General features: G+C 59.5%; 22 protein-coding genes and 1 tRNA gene. 12 read left to right on the forward strand and 11 right to left on the reverse strand.

Translation table 11 applies throughout. The features are described from left to right. Positions 1-151: 151 nt before the first annotated feature. The 12 genes from ACVDG8_RS14395 to ACVDG8_RS14450 all read left to right on the forward strand — a co-directional run bounded on the left by ACVDG8_RS14395 (position 152) and on the right by ACVDG8_RS14450 (position 9546). Positions 152-328: a hypothetical protein gene (locus tag ACVDG8_RS14395; RefSeq protein WP_447255240.1), complete on the forward strand. Its 177-nt coding sequence runs from the start codon at positions 152-154 to the stop codon at positions 326-328. A 137-nt stretch (positions 329-465) separates the two neighbouring features. Then, a complete protein-coding gene (gene murA, locus ACVDG8_RS14400) occupies positions 466-1758 on the forward strand; it encodes a UDP-N-acetylglucosamine 1-carboxyvinyltransferase (protein WP_447255241.1) in 1293 nt (430 codons plus the stop codon). A gap of 90 nt (positions 1759-1848) precedes the next feature. Beyond that, complete coding sequence (locus ACVDG8_RS14405; protein WP_447255242.1) at positions 1849-2283, forward strand: DUF2948 family protein; 435 nt, start codon at positions 1849-1851, stop codon at positions 2281-2283. 6 nt (positions 2284-2289) lie between these two features. Next, a complete protein-coding gene (gene hisD / locus ACVDG8_RS14410; protein ID WP_447255243.1) occupies positions 2290-3582 on the forward strand; it encodes a histidinol dehydrogenase in 1293 nt (430 codons plus the stop codon). Between the two features lie 2 nt (positions 3583-3584). Further along, a complete protein-coding gene (locus ACVDG8_RS14415) occupies positions 3585-4070 on the forward strand; it encodes a UPF0262 family protein (protein ID WP_447255244.1) in 486 nt (161 codons plus the stop codon). A 142-nt stretch (positions 4071-4212) separates the two neighbouring features. Continuing rightward, positions 4213-4623, forward strand: a complete 411-nt coding sequence (locus tag ACVDG8_RS14420; protein ID WP_455707839.1) for an arsenate-mycothiol transferase ArsC — start codon at positions 4213-4215, stop codon at positions 4621-4623. 97 nt (positions 4624-4720) lie between these two features. Beyond that, positions 4721-4939, forward strand: coding sequence for a translation initiation factor IF-1 (gene infA, locus ACVDG8_RS14425; RefSeq protein ID WP_006200926.1), 219 nt, complete (start codon positions 4721-4723; stop codon positions 4937-4939). Positions 4940-4956: 17 nt separating this feature from the next. Then, positions 4957-5583, forward strand: coding sequence for a Maf-like protein (locus ACVDG8_RS14430; RefSeq protein ID WP_447255246.1), 627 nt, complete (start codon positions 4957-4959; stop codon positions 5581-5583). Then, positions 5580-5801 (forward strand): DNA gyrase inhibitor YacG, encoded by a 222-nt coding sequence (gene yacG / locus ACVDG8_RS14435; RefSeq protein ID WP_447255247.1) that lies wholly within the window; start codon positions 5580-5582, stop codon positions 5799-5801. The genes ACVDG8_RS14430 and yacG overlap by 4 nt, the downstream gene beginning before the upstream one ends. 223 nt (positions 5802-6024) lie before the next feature. Further along, a tRNA-Phe gene (locus ACVDG8_RS14440) sits at positions 6025-6100 on the forward strand. Positions 6101-6186: 86 nt separating this feature from the next. After that, positions 6187-7887, forward strand: a complete 1701-nt coding sequence (locus ACVDG8_RS14445; protein ID WP_447255248.1) for a DUF6538 domain-containing protein — start codon at positions 6187-6189, stop codon at positions 7885-7887. 339 nt (positions 7888-8226) lie between these two features. Next, the gene (locus ACVDG8_RS14450; protein WP_447255249.1) at positions 8227-9546 is read left to right on the forward strand and encodes a DUF2130 domain-containing protein; all 1320 of its coding nucleotides are present in this window, start codon (positions 8227-8229) and stop codon (positions 9544-9546) included. Positions 9547-9777: 231 nt separating this feature from the next. Here the strand turns inward: ACVDG8_RS14450 and ACVDG8_RS14455 are convergent, their stop codons facing one another. The 11 genes from ACVDG8_RS14455 to ACVDG8_RS14505 form a co-directional block, all read right to left on the reverse strand. Beyond that, positions 9778-10419: an SDR family NAD(P)-dependent oxidoreductase gene (locus ACVDG8_RS14455; protein WP_455707764.1), complete on the reverse strand. Its 642-nt coding sequence runs from the start codon at positions 10417-10419 to the stop codon at positions 9778-9780. Then, the gene (locus ACVDG8_RS14460) at positions 10334-10546 is read right to left on the reverse strand and encodes an SDR family NAD(P)-dependent oxidoreductase (RefSeq protein ID WP_455707765.1); all 213 of its coding nucleotides are present in this window, start codon (positions 10544-10546) and stop codon (positions 10334-10336) included. Before ACVDG8_RS14460 ends, ACVDG8_RS14455 begins: the two co-directional genes overlap by 86 nt. Beyond that, the gene (hisD, locus tag ACVDG8_RS14465; RefSeq protein WP_447255250.1) at positions 10543-11862 is read right to left on the reverse strand and encodes a histidinol dehydrogenase; all 1320 of its coding nucleotides are present in this window, start codon (positions 11860-11862) and stop codon (positions 10543-10545) included. Before hisD (ACVDG8_RS14465) ends, ACVDG8_RS14460 begins: the two co-directional genes overlap by 4 nt. 72 nt (positions 11863-11934) lie before the next feature. Beyond that, positions 11935-12264 (reverse strand): aldolase/citrate lyase family protein, encoded by a 330-nt coding sequence (locus tag ACVDG8_RS14470; RefSeq protein WP_447255251.1) that lies wholly within the window; start codon positions 12262-12264, stop codon positions 11935-11937. Next, the gene (locus ACVDG8_RS14475) at positions 12261-12707 is read right to left on the reverse strand and encodes an aldolase/citrate lyase family protein (protein ID WP_447255252.1); all 447 of its coding nucleotides are present in this window, start codon (positions 12705-12707) and stop codon (positions 12261-12263) included. Before ACVDG8_RS14475 ends, ACVDG8_RS14470 begins: the two co-directional genes overlap by 4 nt. 52 nt (positions 12708-12759) lie before the next feature. Then, positions 12760-13659 carry a hypothetical protein gene (locus ACVDG8_RS14480; RefSeq protein ID WP_447255253.1) on the reverse strand — a complete coding sequence of 300 codons (900 nt, stop codon included), beginning with the start codon at positions 13657-13659 and terminating at the stop codon, positions 12760-12762. A 45-nt stretch (positions 13660-13704) separates the two neighbouring features. Further along, positions 13705-14856, reverse strand: coding sequence for an LVIVD repeat-containing protein (locus tag ACVDG8_RS14485; RefSeq protein WP_455707766.1), 1152 nt, complete (start codon positions 14854-14856; stop codon positions 13705-13707). A gap of 127 nt (positions 14857-14983) precedes the next feature. Continuing rightward, positions 14984-15955 (reverse strand): hydroxyacid dehydrogenase, encoded by a 972-nt coding sequence (locus tag ACVDG8_RS14490; RefSeq protein WP_447255255.1) that lies wholly within the window; start codon positions 15953-15955, stop codon positions 14984-14986. Positions 15956-16046: 91 nt separating this feature from the next. Further along, positions 16047-17174, reverse strand: a complete 1128-nt coding sequence (locus ACVDG8_RS14495) for a substrate-binding domain-containing protein (RefSeq protein ID WP_447255256.1) — start codon at positions 17172-17174, stop codon at positions 16047-16049. Positions 17175-17241: 67 nt separating this feature from the next. After that, entirely contained in the window at positions 17242-18300 is a 1059-nt protein-coding gene (locus ACVDG8_RS14500) for an ABC transporter permease (protein ID WP_447255257.1), read from the reverse strand. 53 nt (positions 18301-18353) lie between these two features. After that, on the reverse strand, positions 18354-19793 hold the full coding sequence (locus ACVDG8_RS14505; RefSeq protein ID WP_455707767.1) for a sugar ABC transporter ATP-binding protein: 1440 nt from the start codon (positions 19791-19793) through the stop codon (positions 18354-18356). Positions 19794-19802: the final 9 nt, after the last annotated feature.

Raw genomic sequence — 19802 nt, forward strand, 5'->3', positions numbered from 1 at the left:
GCGTCGCATGTGAGGGCCGCGAATGCGGCCAGCTTTTTGGGCTGCGTCCCGGCAAGCCACGGTCTGGCCGCCAACAGCCATGACATGGCGGCCTTAAAATGTTAGCCGTTCCTCAAATCGCCGCCGGCTCGCGCCGGCCAGGAACGGGACAATGAACGACAAGGCAAATCCTCCAAAAACGGCCGGCGGCGGGCGCAAGGACCGGCTTGCCGAGGCGCTGCGCGCCAATCTGCAGAAGCGCAAGGCGCAGACGCGTTCGCGGCGCACCGGCAGTGCCGACGAAAGGCCGGAAGGGTTGCCCACTGCTGGAAAAATGCACAAAGACTGACCAAATCAGCCATACTGGCCGGCCACAGTTGGTTCGGCTCCGGGGAAATCCTATTTCTTGAACCAAGCCGGCCAATGGTCTAAGCCGGCACACTCAACCGATTGAACCGGCCTTTTGGGCCGAGGGGACTGTTTCTCATGGATCGCATCAGAATCGTCGGCGGCAACAAGCTGACCGGCACCATTCCGATCTCGGGCGCCAAGAACGCGGCGTTGCCGCTGATGATCGCCTCGCTGCTTACCGATGACACGCTGACCTTGGAAAACGTGCCGCATCTGGCCGATGTCGAGCAGCTGATCCGTATCCTCGGCAATCACGGCGTCGACTATTCCGTCAACGGCCGCCGCGAAAAGCAACAGGAAGGCTATTCGCGCACCATCAATTTCTCCGCCCGCAACATCGTCGATACCACCGCACCCTACGAACTGGTGTCGAAGATGCGCGCCTCGTTCTGGGTCATCGGGCCGCTGCTTGCCCGCATGGGCGAAGCCAAGGTGTCGCTGCCTGGCGGCTGCGCCATCGGCACGCGCCCGGTCGATTTGTTCCTCGAAGGCCTGCAGGTGCTGGGCGCCGAGCTCGACGTCGACAATGGCTATGTCCTGGCCAAGGCCAGGAACGGCCGCCTGGTCGGCAACCGCTACGCCTTCCCGAAAGTCTCGGTCGGCGCCACCCATGTGCTGATGATGGCGGCCGCGCTCGCCAAGGGCGAGACGGTGCTGGAAAATGCCGCCCGCGAGCCAGAAATCGTCAATCTCGCCGAATGCCTGATCGCCATGGGCGCCAAGATCCACGGCGCCGGCACCGCCACCATCACCATCCAGGGCGTCGAGGCGCTGTCGGGCGCCCGCGTGCGGGTCATTCCGGACCGTATCGAGACCGGCACCTATGCCATGGCCGTGGCCATGACCGGCGGTGACGTCATGCTCGCCGGCGCCCAGCCCGATCTTTTGCAGAGCGCGCTCGACGTGCTCGTCGAGACCGGCGCCGAGATCACGGCGACCAATGAAGGCATCCGCGTCAGGCGCAACGGCGCCGGCATTGCGCCGGTCGACGTGACCACCGCCCCCTTCCCGGCCTTCCCCACCGACCTGCAGGCGCAGTTCATGGGGTTGATGACCATGGCCAAGGGCAAGTCGCGCATCACCGAGACGATTTTCGAAAACCGCTTCATGCATGTGCAGGAGCTCGCCCGTCTCGGCGCCCACATCACGCTTTCGGGCCAGACGGCGATCGTCGACGGTGTCGGCAAGCTCAAGGGCGCGCCGGTGATGGCGACCGATCTGCGCGCCTCGGTGTCGCTGGTCATCGCCGGCCTTGCCGCCGAGGGCGAGACGACGGTCAACCGCGTCTATCACCTCGACCGCGGCTTCGAACGGCTGGAAGAAAAGCTCTCCGGCTGCGGCGCGGTGATCGAGCGCATTTCGGGCTGACGCTAACCGCATTCTTTCCCGGCGGTTGCGCCGAGCGGAAAGACCGCATAACAGAACGTTGAATTGTCAACGTTTAGGTGCGAATTCCGCATGGCAGCCCTAAAACTCATCGCACTCGACGACCAGGATCTGAGCATCGTCTCGGCGCATGTCCAGGACGCCGTGATGAAGGTCTCCGACCTCGAATACCTGCCGGCCGCCAAGCGCTTCCTGATGACCATGAACCGCTTCGTCTGGGAGGCGAAATCGGGCCTGTTTCGCCAGCACAACGAGCGGCGGCAGGCCGTTCTGCATTTCGACCGCGTGCTCGGCGCGAAAACCAGTGGGATTGCCCGCGACAAGCCAGTTGAGGTGCTCTCGCTGCTGGCGATCAGCTTCGTTGCGATCAGCAAGCCGGCCGGCATCGTCGAACTGGTGTTTGCTGGCGGCGGCACCATCATGCTCGACGTCGAATGCATCGAGGCCCGGCTCGCCGATATCGGCGGCTCCTGGGAAGCTTCCTCGCGCCCGGTGCATAGGGGCTAGGGTGCAATGGCGATAACGCTCCGCCTGGAGGACGCCGATTTCGAGCAGCGCTTCGCCGCCTTCCTCACCACCAAGCGCGAGGTGTCGGCCGATGTCGAGGCCGTGGTGCGCGACATCATCGGCCGCGTCCGCGCCGAAGGCGACAAGGCACTGATCGACTACACGCTGAAATTCGACAAGGCTGATCTCGGCCAGCTCGGCATCGCCGTCTCTAGGGACGACATCGGCAAGGCTTATGCCGAAGCCGATCCGGCGACCGTCGAAGCGCTCAAATTCGCGCGCGACCGCATCCGTTCGCACCATGAGCGGCAAAAGCCGAAGGATGACCGCTACACCGACGCCGCCGGTGTCGAGCTCGGCTCGCGCTGGACCGCGGTCGAGGCCGCCGGCCTTTATGTGCCGGGCGGCACTGCGAGCTATCCAAGCTCGGTGCTGATGAACGCCGTGCCGGCCGGGGTCGCCGGCGTCGAGCGCATCGTCATCGTCGTGCCGGCTTCGGGCGGCGTCATCAACCCGCTGGTGCTGGTGGCGGCCGACCTTGCCGGCGTCTCCGAGATCTACCGGGTCGGCGGCGCGCAGGCCGTTGCCGCCCTTGCCTACGGCACCGAGACGATCAAGCCCGTCGCCAAGGTCGTTGGTCCAGGCAACGCCTATGTCGCGGCGGCCAAGCGCCAGGTGTTCGGCACGGTCGGCATCGACATGATCGCCGGTCCCTCGGAGGTGCTGGTCGTGGCCGACGCCGACAACGATCCGGACTGGATCGCCGCCGACCTGCTGGCACAGGCCGAGCATGATGTGTCGGCGCAGTCGATCCTGGTCACCGACAGTGCCGAATTCGGCAAGGCGGTGGAGCAGGCGGTCGAACGCCAGTTGCGGACGCTCCCCCGCGCGGCGACGGCGGCGGCAAGCTGGCGCGACTTCGGCGCGGTGATCCTGGTGCCGACGCTCGAAGCCTCGCTGCCGCTGGTCAACCGGATCGCGGCCGAACATGTCGAGCTCGCCTTCGACGACGCCGAGGCGTTCCTCGCCAGGATGCGCAATGCCGGCGCGGTGTTTATCGGCCGGCACACGCCGGAAGTGATCGGCGACTATGTCGGCGGCTCCAACCATGTGCTGCCGACGGCTCGCTCGGCGCGGTTTTCCTCAGGCTTGTCGGTGCTCGATTTCGTCAAGCGCACATCGATCCTCAAGCTCGGCCCGGAGCAGCTCAGGGCGCTGGGACCGGCCGCGATCGCGCTTGCCAAGGCCGAAGGGCTCGACGCGCATGCGCGCTCCGTGGCGATCCGGCTGAACATGTAGCGATGCCGGGCCACCACCAAACCCGCGACAGGCTGATCGACGTCGAGCTCGACGAGACGATTGGACGTTCGACGCCCGACGTCGAGCATGAGCGGGCGGTGGCGATCTTCGACCTGATCGAGGAAAACTCTTTTCGACCGGTCAATGATGACGGCGCCGGGCCCTACAAGCTCAAGCTGTCGCTGGCCGAGTCACGCCTGGTCTTTGCCGTCAGCCGCGACGACGGCGCCGCCGTGGTCACCCACATCCTGTCGCTGACGCCGCTCAGGCGCATCGTCAAGGATTACTACCTGATCTGCGAAAGCTACTACGAGGCCATCCGCTCCTCGACGCCGAGCCATATCGAGGCGATCGACATGGGCCGGCGCGGCCTGCACAATGAAGGCTCGCAGACGCTGATGGACCGGCTGGCCGGCAAGATCGAGATCGACTTCGACACGGCGCGCCGGCTGTTCACGCTGGTCTGCGTGCTGCATTGGCGGGGCTAGATCAGGATGACGTTTCGTTGAATCGCCATCCTGATCCAACTCTTTCCTGGAGCATGACCTTCTCCGAAAACCGGTTCCCACTTTTCGGGATCATGCTCTGGTGCTGACTGCGTTGCCGCATTCGATCCTGTTTTTGTGCGGCATGAACGCCGTGCGCTCGCCGATCGCCGAGCAATTGGCGCGCCGCATGCTTCCAGCCACCACCTTCGTCGCTTCGGCCGGCGTGCGCGCCGGCGAGCGCGACCCTTTCGTCGATGCGGTGCTGACCGAGGAAGGGCTTTCGCTCGGCGCGCGCCAACCCAGGACGCTCGACGATCTGGAAGACGACTATTTCGACCTGATCGTCACGCTGGCGCCGGAAGCACATCACGCGGCACTTGAGCTGACCCGCTCGCTCGCCGTCGAGGTCGAGTACTGGCCGATGCCCGACCCGACGGACACCGGCGGCACGCGCGAACAGATCATGAGCGCCTATCGCGACGTGCGCGAGCGGCTGAAAGCGCGCATAAGCCGCCGTTTTCTGCTTCCAGAGGCAAAAAACGCGACGGATTAAGCGTGTTCACAAGCGCACGATTATCATATAGGTTCCGCCGAAATTCCGGCCTGGGCGCTCCAGGGCGCCGGAACGTCCATCCAAGCAAAGGTATCGAATGCCGAAGGAAGAAGTCCTCGAGTTTCCAGGTGTGGTCACTGAACTGCTGCCCAATGCGATGTTTCGCGTGAAGCTCGAAAACGAACACGAGATCATCGCCCATACGGCCGGCCGCATGCGCAAGAACCGCATCCGCGTGCTGACCGGCGACAAGGTCCTGGTCGAGATGACGCCCTATGACCTGACCAAGGGCCGCATCACCTACCGTTTCAAGTAACAGTCCGGCGCGAACCGATGAGCATCCTGCAGAAGCTCGTGCTTGCCTCGGGTTCGCCGCGCCGCATTGAACTGTTGCAGCAGGCCGGCATCGAGCCGGACCGCGTGCTGCCGGCCGATGTCGACGAGACGCCGCTGCGCGCCGAGCATCCGCGCTCGCTGGCAAAGCGGCTGGCCAAGGACAAGGCCGACAAGGCGCTGGCCTCGCTGAAAAGCGAGGAGGATTACGCCCCTGCCTTCATCCTCGCCGCCGACACGGTGGTGGCGGTCGGACGCCGCATCCTGCCTAAAGCCGAGACGATCGACGACGCCCGCAACTGCCTCGGCCTGCTTTCCGGCCGCTCACATCGGGTCTATTCCGGCATCTGCCTGATCACGCCGGGCGGCAAGCAGCGTCTGCGGCTGGTCGAGACGAGGGTCCGCTTCAAGCGGCTGCCGCGCGAGGAAATCGACGCCTTTGTCGCGTCGGGCGAATGGCGCGGCAAGGCCGGCGGCTATGCCGTGCAGGGCCTGGCCGGCTCCTTCGTCGTCAAGCTGGTCGGTTCCTACACCAATGTGGTCGGCCTGCCGCTCTATGAAAGCATCGCGCTGCTTTCCGGCGAAGGCTTCAAGGCCCACCAGAACTGGCACGCTTCACGCTCATGAGCCTGGACGACAAAGTGACGCCGCTTCGGCCGAAGCGGCCCTGCCCCGAATGCGGAAAACCTTCCGCGCGCGAGCACTATCCATTCTGCTCGCTGCGCTGCAAGGATATCGACCTCAATCGCTGGCTGAAGGGCGCCTATGTCATCCCTGGCCGCGACGACGAGGAGGAAGAAGAAGACAACCCGAAGCCGGGTCCCGCACCCAAGGATGAGGACTGAGTCGCGGGAGCCGCCGCTTTCCGACGATTTTTCTTTTCCTGTGAAATCAACCGCCAAGCTAAGTGGTTGTTTTCACGCAATTCCGGACCGGAAAACCGCTAAATACTTTTCCGGGAATTGCTCTGGACAGGCAGGATACCCGTGCTATAACCCACGCGCTTTCAAGGGGTGCCTTATGGTGCTCCCACGAAATCCGGCGGGCGGACCCCGTTAGCCGGCGCAGGCCCAGATAGCTCAGTTGGTAGAGCAGCGGACTGAAAATCCGCGTGTCGGTGGTTCGAATCCGCCTCTGGGCACCATCACCTCCATAAGGTGTTGACGCAGCTGAAAAACTAGCAAAATGATATGCTTAGGCCTGCCCGAGTGCCACACACGGGTGTTACACATGGTCCTTGCTATGAGCCGTCCTGTCAAACATCGTAAGACCGGCGTTTACTGGTTTCGAAAGCGCCTACCGGCGGACATAGCCGCGCTGACGGGCCGCAAGGAAGTCAACAAGACGCTTGGAACGAAAGACCCCGTAGAGGCCAAGCGAAAATACGCAGAGGTGCTCGCGGAGTTCGAAGGTGATTGCTCCCGACTTCGGCTCGGTGCCGCGCGTGGCGAACTGAAAGAAAAACCGACTGCAGGAATCGAACCCTTAAAACGACCCATCACAGACCGCGAGGCGCACTCCATTGCCCAGACGGTCCACGATGAATGGCTCAATAGATTCTATGAAAATCCTAGCGAGCAGTTGCACTGGCATACCGACTTCTATGAGGGCATGTGGACGGAATATCCCTTACCTTCGACTGATCCGATTCCGGGAGTGGAAGGGATCTCTGACCCCATTCCGGGAACTATGCCGATCGAAAACATTTTTTGGAAGTCGATGAGGGCCGTCTGCATCAGCAGGGCCAAAGACCTCCTTCTACAGAACGGCTTTTCGAACGATCCTTGGAGCATCACAAAGACAGCGCGGGCGGTGGGGGCTGCTTTCCAACGAGCCAGCTTGACACTGCAAAAGCTTGAACGCGGGGAGTATGAAGCAGAACCGCTGCCAGCCGGACCAATCCACCGCTCTGCAGAATCTCAACCAGCGGACAATCGACCATTCAAAGCGACGACTGCAAAGACGAAATCTGCTTCAGCCACGCTAACGGGGTTGGTGGATGGTTGGTGGAAAGAAAACAAGGCGGCGGGCCGGAAACCGAGCACCTATGAGAGCTATCGGAATGCGTTTGCCTATCTTGTCGATTTCCTCGGCCATGACGAAGCGACGAAAGTCGCGGCCAAGGATGTAATCGGATTCAAAAATCACCGCCTCAGCACGCCGTCGCCCAAGACCGGGAAGATGGTTTCGGCGAAGACCGTTAAGGACAGCAATCTGTCAGCCTTGAAAGTCGTCTTTGATTGGGGAGTTGCAAACGGGCTTATTACCCATAACCCGGCGACAGGCGTCACGCTGAAGGTAGGGAAGACGGCTCGGCTGAGATCGAAGAGCCTTTCAGACCACGAGGCTAAAGCCATCCTATCCGGCGCTATGTCGCATCAGCAAGGACAGGAGAGTCCGAAGACTTATGCTGCCAAGCGCTGGATTCCATGGCTGTGCGCGTTCACAGGAGCCCGAGTCGGCGAACTGGCGCAATTGCGAAAGCAGGATGTATCATTGCGCGGCGACGTCTGGGTCATTCGCATTACCCCTGAGGCCGGAACAGTCAAGACCAATGAAGCTCGCGAGGTGCCCCTTCATCAGCAGGTGATCGACCTTGGATTCCCTGCTTTTGTACGAGAAGCCGCAAGCGGTCACCTCTTTTTGAATGTCGATCCGTCAGAAAATGTTCGGGGGGCTTTGCGCGGCTTGAAAAACCGGCTGGCCGAGTTCGGGCGCACGTTTGTGTCAGATCCGCATGTGGCGCCCAACCACGGCTGGCGTCATCGCTTCAAAACAATTGGTATGGAAGCCGGTATCCCTCCTCGCATCCTGGATGCAATCCAGGGTCAGGCTGCTAGAACGGTTGCCGACACTTATGGGGAAGTGACGCTGAGGACAATGGCCGGCGAGATCGCGAAATTGCCCTGCTATCTATTTGAACCTCAATGACCGGTGACTGGCTTGCCCAGGAGGTCGCACGACGCGGTCCATGTTCGAATACCGCTCTCTCCGCCATTGCCATTGTTAGCGCATTGAATAACTTGAAAATTTCACGGGCACAATCGTAAAAACCCTCATTACACCCCACATTTCGAAGTGGATGAAGCGGCTCGTCCCTGGATGTTGTTGGACAGTTGACCGCGCCAATTCATTATCTGTCGCGGCGCCACGTTTGAGCAGCTCAATTCGGTGGAGCGCTCAAAAAGTTCCCTTTTCGTTCTATTCACTGCTGCGAGCATCGGCTAAGCTACCGCCTCAAGGAAACCGATTCTTCCGAGGCGAATTTCGATGACCGTTCAACCTGTCAGCAAGACTCTGCACGGCGACAAGGTCTTCAGCGAGCCCACGATCACCTGCCCTAGTTGCAAGACGGACATCAAGCTCAACGAGTCTTTGGCGGGGCCGTTAATCGCCGCTACGCGAGAGGAGTATGAGCAGCGCATTGCTCAGACGAATGCAGCGATCGCCCTCAGAGAAGAGGAACTCGAGCGTCAGCGCCATGACGTTGCAGTGGCTAAACAAGGCGTCGAGAGTCTCGTTGCCGAAAAGGTTAGGATCGAGCGAGGTCACATCGCGGCCGACGAGGCTCGCAAGGCCAAACTTTTGCTCTCGGCCGACTTGGAGGAGAGGGACCGGAAGGTGGCCGAGTTGGAGGAAACGCTAAAGGCTCGCAATGACAAGCTCGAACAGGCGCAAAAGCAGCAAGCAGAATTCCTCACGAAGCAGCGCGCGCTGGAGGACGAGCGGAGAGAAATGGCCCTGACAATTGAGCGAAAGGTTCAGGAAGGACTGGAGGCTGTTCGTGCAAAGGCGAGGTCCGATGCCGAAGATGGCCTCAAAATGAAGATCGTCGAAAAAGAGGAACAAATTGCCGGCATGCAGCGCCAGATCGAAGATCTGAAGCGCCGCGCTGAACAGGGCTCTCAACAGTTGCAAGGTGAAGCTCTGGAGTTGGAACTGGAAGCACTGATTAGCAGTCGCTTCCCAGTGGACGTGATCGAGCCCGTGGCGAAAGGCGAGTTCGGTGGTGACGTCCTTCAGCGGGTCGTGGGACCGGCTGGTCAGCAATGCGGGGCCATCCTTTGGGAGTCAAAGCGCACCAAAAACTGGAGTCAGGGCTGGCTCGCCAAGCTGAGGACCGATCAACGGGTGGCGAAGGCTGACATCGCCCTGCTCATTTCTGAAACCCTACCTCCGGGCGTTGAAACATTCGACCTAGTCGACAGCGTATATGTCGCGCATCCCAAGTGCGCAGTCCCCATCGCTGTTATGCTGCGGCAGTCGCTTATCGAATTGTCCAACTCCCGGTTAGTCCAAGTCGGCCAAGCTTCAAAGATGGAATTGGTCTACGGGTATCTGACCGGGCCGCGTTTTCGGCAGCGCATCGAGGCGATAGTCGAGAAGTTTTCCGACATGCAGGACGATCTTGCACGTGAGCGCAAGGCCACGATCCGAATGTGGGCCAAGCGGGAAGCGCAAATTCAAGGTGTTATTGAATCGACGGTCGGCATGTATGGCGACTTGCAAGGAATTGCTGGGAAGGTGATGCAGGAGATCGAAGGCCTCGAAGTGCTGGCTATCACAGGGGCAGTGCCCGAGGTCGATTAGCAGGTCTGATTGGAACGACCGGTATGGGGCCGTTTGCGGACTGTCAGGTATCGGGAGCCGAATTAGACAAGCTGACATAGAACAACATCTGACGACCAACTGGGCTCACGGACGCCTCACTCTCCATACCCGCAAGTGGTGATGCAATCTAGACACGCAGGCCCTTGACTATTGCGACGGTGAGCATTCCTGCAGTAGTCCGGTATCGTGCATGGCTGCCCACCATGTGTGCTAACCGGCCGTCCAGCCGCCATCGATCAATAGACTCGTCCCGGTAATCATCGCGGCGGTGTCGCTGGCTAGGAAAACGACCGCCCCCATGATGTCTTCCAACTCACCGACACGTCCAAGCTTGATCTTGCTTTCAATCCAGGCACGCCGAACGGGATCCGCGAAGGTGCTTTCGGTCAGCGGAGTTTTGATGAAGGTCGGGGCAATTGAATTGACGCGCACGCCATAGCCGCCGAGTTCCATCGCCATCGACTTGGTCAGTCCCTCGACTGCATGTTTGCTAGCGCTGTAGACGGTTCGGTCGAAGCCACCGACGTGGCCCATTTGCGAGGATATGTTGATGATTGCACCCGGTCGGCCAGCCTTGACCATGCCGGCGGCGACTGATTTTGCAACGAAATAGGCTGCACGCAGGTTAACAGACATCACATAGTCGAAATCCTCGGGGGTAGTTTCCAGCATCGAACGGTGACGCGAAACGCCGGCGTTGTTGACGAGGATGTCAAATGGCCCGGCGCGTGTCAGTTCGCGCTCCACCACCTGGACGTCGCCGACATCAATCGGCAGCGTATGGGCGCTTCCAAATGCCGTGCGAGATCTCCGCTGCGCGTAACTCGAGTTCTTCGCGCCCCCTTGCCACAAGCGTCACTTCAGCTCCGGCTTCGGCGAGCGCAACCGCGCTTGCTAGTCCAATGCCCCGGGAAGCGCCGGTGACGATCGCCCGTCGTCCGTCGAGACGAAACGATGGCATCCTCGGCAACGCGCTCATTCAGCAGCTTGCCCGTAACCGACGTCGCGTCGACCGTAGCGACGAACGCGCACGTTAGCCTGCTCGGCATGGCCGACGAAGCCTTCGAGCATGCAGAGTCGCGAACAATATTCCCCAATCTCAGCCGAGGCTTCGTCGGTGAGCACTCGCTGATAGGTGTGCGTCTTGATGAACTTGCCGACCCAGAGGCCGCCAGTAAAGCGCCCGGCATGCCGGGTGGGCAGCGTATGGTTTGTGCCGATAACCTTGTCGCCAAACGCGACGTTGGTTCGCGAGCCGAGGAAGAGAGCACCATAACAGGTCATATTTTCGAAGAACCAGTTGTCTCGGTCCGTCATGACCTGCACGTGCTCCGAGGCAATTGCTTCTGCCGCGACCAGCATCTCCTCATAGTTGTCGCAAAGTATCACCTCGCCGTAGTCTTCCCAACTCTGCGCGGCAATGTCGGCGGTCGGCAAGATTTTCAACAGCCGTTCAATTTCGCTCATTGTGTCGCGGGCAAGTTTCTCGCTGTTGGTAATCAGAATCGATGGCGAGGTCGGCCCATGCTCGGCCTGGCCGAGCAGATCGGTGGCGCAAATTTCTCCATCGACTGTGTCGTCGGCAACGATGAGTGTTTCTGTTGGACCCGCGAAGAGGTCGATGCCAACGCGGCCATAAAGCTGTCGCTTGGCCTCGGCGACGAAAGCGTTGCCGGGACCGACGAGCATATCGACAGGCGCGATCGAAGCCGTGCCGAGTGCCATTGCGCCAACCGCCTGGATGCCCCCGAGCGAATAGATCTCGTCGGCACCCGCCAGATGCATCGCCGCCACGATTGCAGGATGCGGACGCGGACCTTTCGGTGTGCGCACCGGCGGAGCGGTCGCGACGATGCGCTTAACGCCAGCTACCTTGGCGGTCAGAACGCTCATATGCGCCGAGGCCACCATAGGGTACTTGCCGCCAGGCACATAACAACCGACGGAATTGACCGGAATGTTCTTGTGTCCGAGCACCACGCCGGGCCGCGTCTCGACTTCGATGTCGCGCAGGGCCTCGCGCTGCTTCTGTGCAAAATTGCGCACTTGTTCCTGTGCGAAACGGATGTCTTCGAGATCGCGTTTGGCCACGCTCGACAACGCCGTTTGGATTTCGCCGTCGGTCAGTCGAAACGTCTCGGGAGAATGGCCGTCGAACTTCTGCGACATTTCCCGTACGGCCGTGTCCCCGCGCGCGGCAATATCGGCGAGCGCCGCCTCGACCGTCGCGCGAACCTTCGCATCCTCCTCAGCGCGTTCGCCTTCTGGCTTCGCCGTCTTCAAACGTCGGATCATGGCCTTACCTCTGATTTATCTCTAAAAGTGAATGATGAATTGCGGTGTGGCGAGCAGTTGCCCTCCGGCGCGTCATGCGTCAGCGAGTTCCGTAAAGTCCGTCCGCGTTCGTCCCGCGGCTTGCCGCATGAATCCTTGGTCGGATGCGACGATGAAGCAATTAACGCCGAGAGACCGCCATTCGGCCGCCTCCTTTGCATCGCCTACCATGATCACCACGGGCTTCCCGGCTTTGCGACCCGCAGCAATGATACGTTCTGTGACAGATCTAACTCGGGGATCAGCCGGACCACTCGCGTGCATGGCAACGGTGAGATCGCCTCGGCCGATAAACACCCCGTCCAGCCCCTCCACCGATATTATTTCATCGATGATCTCGACCGCTTCGGGGTCCTCGATCATGGCGATGACGGAGACTGAAGCGTCGGCCGTTTCAACATGTTCCCAGATATTGAGCTGACCGTAGCCCCCGCTCGCGGCGAGTTGGAGAAGCCACGTTTGCCGCTGTAACGACAAGCAGCGACCACGTCGCGGGCCTTTTCAACGCTCGAGACGTGAGGCACGAGGACACCTGCCGCGCCGTCGTCAAGAGCTGCCAACAGATTAGCCGGCGTCGCTTCGGCGACGCGGACAATGGCTGCGGTATTGGCTGCGCGCGCGGCTAGGAGCAGATTGTCGACCGTGACACGATCGAATGGTGCGTGCTCTTCGTCGATCACCACGAAATCAAATCCCAGCCCGCCTAGTATTTCTATCCCGTGCGTCGTGGGAGTTTTTATGAAAGTGCCCAAGAGCAACTCCCTCGATGTGAACCGTTTCCGGAACGAGATTTGTGCTTCATTCATGAAGGGTCACGCTCCCGGATCGGAGGCCGCAGCCGCAAAGCCCTGCTCTGCCTCAGGGCAGCGGATAGTCACTGGCGTTCAGCACCCACCCCGGCTTTTGCGAGAAATCGATCCTGGGTGGCGAAAAGACGTCGACAAGCTGGTTCACGCCCGAATCCACCGCCCGCGTCGTATGAATGGCCGGCGGAGGAATAACGGCGACGGACGGAGTGCCACAGAACTCGCCCTCATCCGGACGCCACATCTTCATGTTTGGCGTCCACGGCCATCGCATGTGATGAATGAATGCCCCCTGCAGGGCCAGCGAGTACTGTTCAAAGTCGTCGTGGTGATGCGGCGACAGTTTGGTTATGTCGCGTGGGCCGTCGATGGGCGCCAAATAGTTGACCATGAATGTCGTGCAACGCCAGATCCTACCAAAGCGACCCGGCTCGTCAGCCACATCGAGACTGTAGCTCCGCACTTTGAAGCCGTCGGCAGGAGTTGGCCAAGGCTGGAACGGCGGTATGTTCGGGTCAGCTTCAAGATAACTTCTGGCATTGACGCAAAGCTCGGCCAGATCCAGCGAGAGGGTTGTGAAAAAGCGCACCACGCGTCCACCAGAGACGATCGTGAGACTGCTATCACCTGGAGGAACGAACGTGACTGTGCCGCCTGATAGGCTGTGGCTTCGGCCACCCACTACCAGTTCCGCCACCACGTTGGGATCGGGCAACAGCAAGACCCACTCGTCAACTTGTCCCTTTCTTTCGAATTGCGCGCCTGCTTTCGTCTCGGAATATGCGTTGACGGCGTTCTGCCCTCGCACAAGCCAAGTCCTGACGAGCGCGTCGCTCAACTGCGGTGGCCCCTCGTAGAAACGGGCGTATTCGGACGGATGATACGTCGCGAATTCAACGCTCTTCGCATTCGCGGGAGCGAGGCTCGCGCGTGGATCTGATTTGTCGTACATATCGAGTCCCTTCGGTACTGCGAGTGCTGACTGGTGCGGTAGCGTCTAGATCCCGTCGATTTCGACGATGTAGAGTCCGCCATTAAAGTCGGTCATGTAGCCGACCCCGTTCTTCTCAACGTAGATATCCGCCGTATGCAGTTGCAGAACGATATCCGGGCGGAAGTCGACAAGGCTGCGGGGTGCCGGGGGCACAAACCAGCCGACCTCTTCAGGACAGAAAGGGTTTTCGATGTCGAAAACTCGCAGGCCGGCGTTCTGATAGGTCGCGAAAATGAAACGCGAACTCTGATATCCTTCGGGACGGTTCTCCCAGAGGTTGTGAGGCCCAAAGTGGCCGGGTTTCTTGAAATAGTCCTGGTCGGCTGGAACCGGCATCGTCGAGATGCTGACCGGGTTCTCCTTTGATCGGATGTCAAAGACCCAGGTGTATTTCAGCGGCTCTACGTCGATATTGCGCACTGCCTCATCAGCGACGATTACGAGATTACGATCGTGCAGCGGCAGCGCGCTGTGGGTGCCGCCCGCAAAGGGCGGACACCAGTTGCGATGCGAGATCAGCTTGGGTTTTGTCTTGTCGGCAACGTCCAACAGGGTCAGTCCGCCGTCGCGCCAGCAGCCATATGCGACATCATCGGCGATCACCGCATGATGCAGGGCAACCCTCCCATGGAAATTCGCGGTTTCCCCGCCTTCCGCCCACATTCCCGGCAGCCACCACCGACCCACTTCGACAGGTTTGGTCGGGTCGGCCATGTCTATGACAATGAAGACGTGGTCGGTATAGCCGTCAAGAAAGGCTGAGGCATAAGCCCAACGCTCCCCAACCCACCACACTCTGTGGAGCCCTAGACCCTCGACCTCCATGAAACCGATAGCCTTGGGATTGGCGCGGTCCGAGATGTCGTAGACCCGCAGCCCGGCGGTATAATCGACGCCTCGTTTGCCGAATTTCGAACTGTGAATACCGGGGATCGAGCCGCCATAATAACTTTCCTCGTTGTCGAACGCCTTGTAGAAATTGAATTCCTCGACGACGAGCATGAGATCGCCGTGGGTCTGACAATGAATTGACCAGGAATTCGGATGGACGGGGAGAAAGTTGACGGGCTTCGGATCACGAGGGTTCCGGACATCGATCACCGTCAAGCCGGCTGAAAAGTTGTTGCAGACATAGGCATAGCCATTAGAGACCATGACCTGAACACCGTCCGGCCTTCCCCTTGATCGGAATGGCCGAGATATTTCACATTGCGCGAACTTTCAGCCACCAGCGGTGTAGTCATCGACGTTCTCCAATTCAAAGTGCAGACGGCAAATTCGGCTAGTGCAGGTTGACGATACTGGCTTCACCAACGCCACTGATCATCGACCACATGTTGCGGGCACCGTACCAACCCATGTTCTTCAAGCCTGGCAGCGTCCAGGCTGCCGAGTGCGGTGTGACGACAACGTTCTTCATCTGGAAAAGCGGGTCTGATCGCGATGGTGGCTCGGTTTCAAACACGTCGAGACCAGCGCCGGCGATCCTCTTTTCCCGAAGCGCTGTGCGCAGCGCCGGGTAGTCTACAAGCCAAGCACGCCCCGTATTGATCAGGATCGCATTCGACTTCATTTTCGACAGCGCTGACGCATCGATCAATTTATGATTTTCGGGCGTTGGAACGGCATGCAATGTCACGACATCAGATTCCGCTAGCAGCCGCTCCAGAGAGCAGAGCTCAACCCCCGTCGGCGCTTCCTTTAGGAACGGATCGAAACCAAGGATCTTGACGTCCCAACCCGCGAGGCGTTTCGCAACACCCGCACCGATGCGGCCAAGACCGACAATACCGATCGTCGAGCCTTCGACGATGGTTCCGAAGATGTCACCCCGCCAGCCACCTTCAGCCATGAAGCTGGGCGTCCATTCGGTCAGTCGTTTGTTCAGAGCCATCATCAACGCAATGGCATGCTCGCTGACGGGTACGGCTTGCGTATCAACGGGCGTATTGGTGACAAGAATGCCCTTCTCGGTCGCGGCCGGGATATCGATGCTATCGAACCCCACGCCGAACTTGGAAATGTACTTGAGCTGAGGTAGCGCGTCCAAAACTCGACGCGTGAAATGAGCCCCGCTCGCACCCATGACCCCATCAAAGCCTTGGGCGGCCGAGATGATCTCATCCTCGCTGTAACGATTGAATCCCGTCTCCCACATCGGTCGCCCTAGCATGACGTCGACGCCCTGCTGCCGAAGCCAATCGGTGGACTCATCCGTTGGATCGATACGCTCGAAAGCAAATACTCTTGGCATCTAGATGCTCAACTCTTGAGTGACGATTACTATTTCTGATTATTGTCTATTTTGGCCGGCGACGCTAAGCGTCGCCAGCCAGAGAAAAGGGTTAGTTTACGCCCCAGATCTTCTTATACTGATCGCGATAGCCATTCCCCGGATCGAAACTGTTCTTGTCTCCGCCGTCGGCGTTGATGTTGTCCTTGGTAACAAGGTGGACCTTGGTGATGTATCCGCTAGGCTTCTCGCCATGGAAGGCCCGGTTGAGCTCGTCGATCGCCTGCCATCCATGCATGTTAAGCGGCTCCGGCACCGTGCCGATCTGGTATTCGCCCTTTCGGATGCGTTCATATGCCGACACACTTCCGTCCCCTGCGGAAATCAGGAAAGGCTTGGCGTCCGCGGCAATGCCATTGGAGCGCAACGTCGGCACGGAGAAGTCGAAATACAGATCATTGAAGGCGAGCACGTAGCCAAGGTTGTCGCCATAACGCTGCAGCAGCGCTCCCATAAGGGATGGCATGCGTTGCGAGATTTCCGTATAGGGCGCGTTCTCCTGAGAAAGCACCTTGCACGTGTCGCACGCGGTGATGCCGTCCGACTCACCCTTGGTCTTGGTGACGACGATCGGGTATTGCCCGTCGGTGAGGAGAACCGCCTGCGCCGTGCCGTTGCTGTGGGCAACGGCATACTTGCCGGCAGTATTTGCAATCGCGTATGGATCGGTGGAAATGTTCCAGAAGAGGTCCGGCGCTCCGGCAACGGGACCGGGTGCGGCAGCCGAGTGCCAACTCACAATCTTGATTCCTGCCGCACCAGCCCGCTTGATCAGATCCGTAAACCGCTCCACGGGGAAACTCCCCAGGATGATGCCGTCAGGCTTTAGGGCGATAGCCTGTTCAAGCGCCGCCGACTGGCCTGTCGCCGTATTCTGGCCATCCAGCAATTGGAATTTCCAGCCAAGCGCGCCCGTCGCCTCCTTGGCTCCCGCAGCCGTGCCCGCGCTGCCGGCGTTCGTTTGCGTATCCGCAAGGTAGATGACAAATTTGCCCTTGTCGGCCTTTGGCCCCGTCGTTGGACCATCCCATTGTGTCACGGGCGCCGTCGCCGCCGCCGCTTCAGCTTTGATCTGGTCAAGGCTTTCGGCAGCGGCGGGCAGGGCCAGAGCACCAGTTGCAAGCAACAGGCCAAATGCTCCGGCGCTAGACAGAAAGGTGGATTTCAGGGTTGTCTTCATAACGTTCCTCCCAGTTGATTTGCACGACTTGTTACGCAGGCGCCGTGCGATCCTGAACTGTGTATTGTCAGCCGCGGCGGCCTTCGCGGCGGCGGCGTGCGGCATATCCCGCGAGCCCGACCGAAAGAATAAGGCTGGTGCCCTGGAAGATTGGCTCTACGTAGAATCCGCCACCGAGCTGTTGCAGTCCGGAAATTCCAATTGCCAGGACGAGCACCGCAACGATCGTTCCGAACGCGTTGACACGGCCGGGGCGAATTGTCGTTGATCCGAGCAGCGCTCCCACAAACGCTGGCAGTAGAAACTCGGGACCGACAGCGCTTTGGCCGACCCGCAAACGCGCCGCCAATACAACACCAGCAAAGGCGGCAATTGCCCCGCTAAGCACGAAAACGGTGATTACCAGGCGACGTGCCGAAATACCCGTCAACTCGGCCGCCTTCCGGTTGCCCCCCACAGCGTAGATTTGTCGGCCGACAGGCAGGAATTCAAAGCCAACCCAGAGAACGACAGCGAGGATCGCAGCAAAGATGGCCGGCAGCGGTATGTTCAAGAAAGTCGCGTCATTGATGTCGGTGAAGTAGGTCGACAGTTCACCAACCACCTGGGCGCCATTGGTATACCAGGCGCCGAGTCCGTAAAGGATTGTGCCGACACCCAAGGTCGCGATGAAAGAGTCAATCTTCGCATATTCCACCAGTAGGCCATTGATCAGGCCTATCGTCGCTCCGACAAGAATCGCAATTATTACAACTACATACCAAGGGATTGGGGTTGTGGTCAGAAGCCCCATTACGACAATGTGGGAGAGCCCAAGATTGTAAGCGATCGAGAGATCGTAGTTGTTGGAGGCGATGACAATCATCTCGGCCAGGCTGAGAAACGAGACGATGACGCTTGCCGCTATAATTGCACGAAAAGTCTGCTTGGTAAGAAACGTGTCAGGCAACAGGAATGCGTATGCAATTATAAATAGTATAGCGAGCAGAAGAAGCCCATGGTTCGATACAATGTGAAGCAGAGATTGACCAAACGTACGCTTCTCAGTCACGAATCTGATCGGGATTTCCCGACCTCCGGTCGCCATTTCATTCAGATTTTGAGGCGACAAGTTGCTGTCCGCCATGTCCGTTTCCTCACTTTTCTTGTTGATTTGGGTCTCAGACCGCATTCGTTCGATCATGGGACGCGAGCTCGGACGTCGGCTTGAGAGACAGCCGCCGAAGTTGCGCCACTGATTTCACTGATAAGCGCCTCAACCGAAAGTTCGTCGCGGATTAGCTCCGCAACGATCTTGCCTGCGCTAAACGCAAGGACACGGTCACAGATCTGCGCCAATTCATCCAAATCCGACGAGATGACGATAGAGGCCGTACCTTTGGCCGCTCCATCAGCGAGAATCTTGTAGATTTCCGCCTTTGCGCCAACGTCGACTCCCATTGTGGGATCTTCGAGCACCAGGACACGGTAATCCCGTCCGGCTAGCCTGGCCAAAACGACTTTTTGTTGGTTGCCTCCACTGAGGGTGGTTACGTCCCGCTCTGGATCTTTTGGACGCACGTCGAGCCGCCTGAGGATTATCTCGGCGTCCCGGCTTTCGCGTGCAGGCGTGGCGAGGGAGAAACTGCCGCGGCCAAAATTGGACGGATTGAGAAAAAGATTCTCCCTGACGTTCATCGTGGGAGCGAGCCCTTCCTCCGCTCGCTTGCTGGAGGCAAAACCAATACCGGCTCCGATGGCATCCTGGGGTTTCAGCAGACGTCTCGTCGAACCGGCGACACGAATTTCTCCAGAAGACGCCGGATCGATTCCGCTGATGGCACGTCCCACAGCCTCATGCCCTTGGCCTCTAAGTCCGGCCAATCCCAGGATTTCTCCGGGTGCGACATCGAACGAAACGGGACCGATATGATCAATGCAGAGGTTTGCGACTTCGAGCACCGCAGCAACGCTCTTTCGAGAACCCGCGCTTTGGCGCCGCAAGGGCGTCTTGCCACAGATGTCTTTGACAAGTTGCTCGGGCGATACGCTCATGGGGCGATACGTGGCAACAACTTGACCATCGCGGAGAACGGTTGCGGCATCCGCAAGCCGAAATACCTCGTCGAGACGATGGCTCACGTAAATAACGCCGACGCCCCGCGCCCGAAGCGTCCGCACCGCAGCGAACAGCCGCTCCACATCCGCCTCGGGAAGGCTGGCCGTCGGCTCGTCGAGAACAAGAATGTCGATGTCTTGGGTCAGCGCCCTAGCAATGGCAACGATCGATTTTTCTGCCTGGCTCAGTTCGCCGATGAGCTTGTTGAGAGGCAGCGGCGCGCCAAGCTTGCGCAGTGCGGCATCAGCCATGACATCGACTGCACGCCAGTCAATCAATCTGCGACGCCTCGGATAGCCGTAGGCCATCGCCATGTTTTCACCAACGCTCATCGTTTCGATGAGGCCAAGGTCTTGATGTACGAAAGAGAGGCGCGTTCCGAGCATCTCTTCAGTCAGTGGAGTCCCACGCAACGTGATCTCACCGACATCCGGCTTATGAACGCGTGCAAGGATCTTGATTAGTGTGGATTTGCCGGCACCATTGGCGCCAAGCAGAGCATGGATCTCACCCGCCCTCACGTTGAAGTC

Source organism: Mesorhizobium sp. ORM8.1, from assembly GCF_053005525.2.

Coding starts and splice junctions, on each gene's coding strand:
- ACVDG8_RS14415 (WP_447255244.1), top strand. CDS start 3,585: ATGCCGGGCCACCACCAAACCCGCGACAGGCTGATCGACGTCGAGCTC.
- ACVDG8_RS14485 (WP_455707766.1), bottom strand. CDS start 14,856: ATGGTCTCTAATGGCTATGCCTATGTCTGCAACAACTTTTCAGCCGGC.
- yacG (WP_447255247.1), top strand. CDS start 5,580: ATGAGCCTGGACGACAAAGTGACGCCGCTTCGGCCGAAGCGGCCCTGC.
- ACVDG8_RS14450 (WP_447255249.1), top strand. CDS start 8,227: ATGACCGTTCAACCTGTCAGCAAGACTCTGCACGGCGACAAGGTCTTC.
- ACVDG8_RS14480 (WP_447255253.1), bottom strand. CDS start 13,659: ATGTACGACAAATCAGATCCACGCGCGAGCCTCGCTCCCGCGAATGCG.
- murA (WP_447255241.1), top strand. CDS start 466: ATGGATCGCATCAGAATCGTCGGCGGCAACAAGCTGACCGGCACCATT.
- ACVDG8_RS14445 (WP_447255248.1), top strand. CDS start 6,187: ATGGTCCTTGCTATGAGCCGTCCTGTCAAACATCGTAAGACCGGCGTT.
- infA (WP_006200926.1), top strand. CDS start 4,721: ATGCCGAAGGAAGAAGTCCTCGAGTTTCCAGGTGTGGTCACTGAACTG.
- hisD (WP_447255243.1), top strand. CDS start 2,290: ATGGCGATAACGCTCCGCCTGGAGGACGCCGATTTCGAGCAGCGCTTC.
- ACVDG8_RS14475 (WP_447255252.1), bottom strand. CDS start 12,707: ATGAATGAAGCACAAATCTCGTTCCGGAAACGGTTCACATCGAGGGAG.
- ACVDG8_RS14420 (WP_455707839.1), top strand. CDS start 4,213: ATGAACGCCGTGCGCTCGCCGATCGCCGAGCAATTGGCGCGCCGCATG.
- ACVDG8_RS14490 (WP_447255255.1), bottom strand. CDS start 15,955: ATGCCAAGAGTATTTGCTTTCGAGCGTATCGATCCAACGGATGAGTCC.
- ACVDG8_RS14395 (WP_447255240.1), top strand. CDS start 152: ATGAACGACAAGGCAAATCCTCCAAAAACGGCCGGCGGCGGGCGCAAG.
- hisD (WP_447255250.1), bottom strand. CDS start 11,862: ATGATCCGACGTTTGAAGACGGCGAAGCCAGAAGGCGAACGCGCTGAG.
- ACVDG8_RS14460 (WP_455707765.1), bottom strand. CDS start 10,546: ATGAGCGCGTTGCCGAGGATGCCATCGTTTCGTCTCGACGGACGACGG.
- ACVDG8_RS14495 (WP_447255256.1), bottom strand. CDS start 17,174: ATGAAGACAACCCTGAAATCCACCTTTCTGTCTAGCGCCGGAGCATTT.
- ACVDG8_RS14430 (WP_447255246.1), top strand. CDS start 4,957: ATGAGCATCCTGCAGAAGCTCGTGCTTGCCTCGGGTTCGCCGCGCCGC.
- ACVDG8_RS14500 (WP_447255257.1), bottom strand. CDS start 18,300: ATGGCGGACAGCAACTTGTCGCCTCAAAATCTGAATGAAATGGCGACC.
- ACVDG8_RS14405 (WP_447255242.1), top strand. CDS start 1,849: ATGGCAGCCCTAAAACTCATCGCACTCGACGACCAGGATCTGAGCATC.
- ACVDG8_RS14470 (WP_447255251.1), bottom strand. CDS start 12,264: ATGATCGAGGACCCCGAAGCGGTCGAGATCATCGATGAAATAATATCG.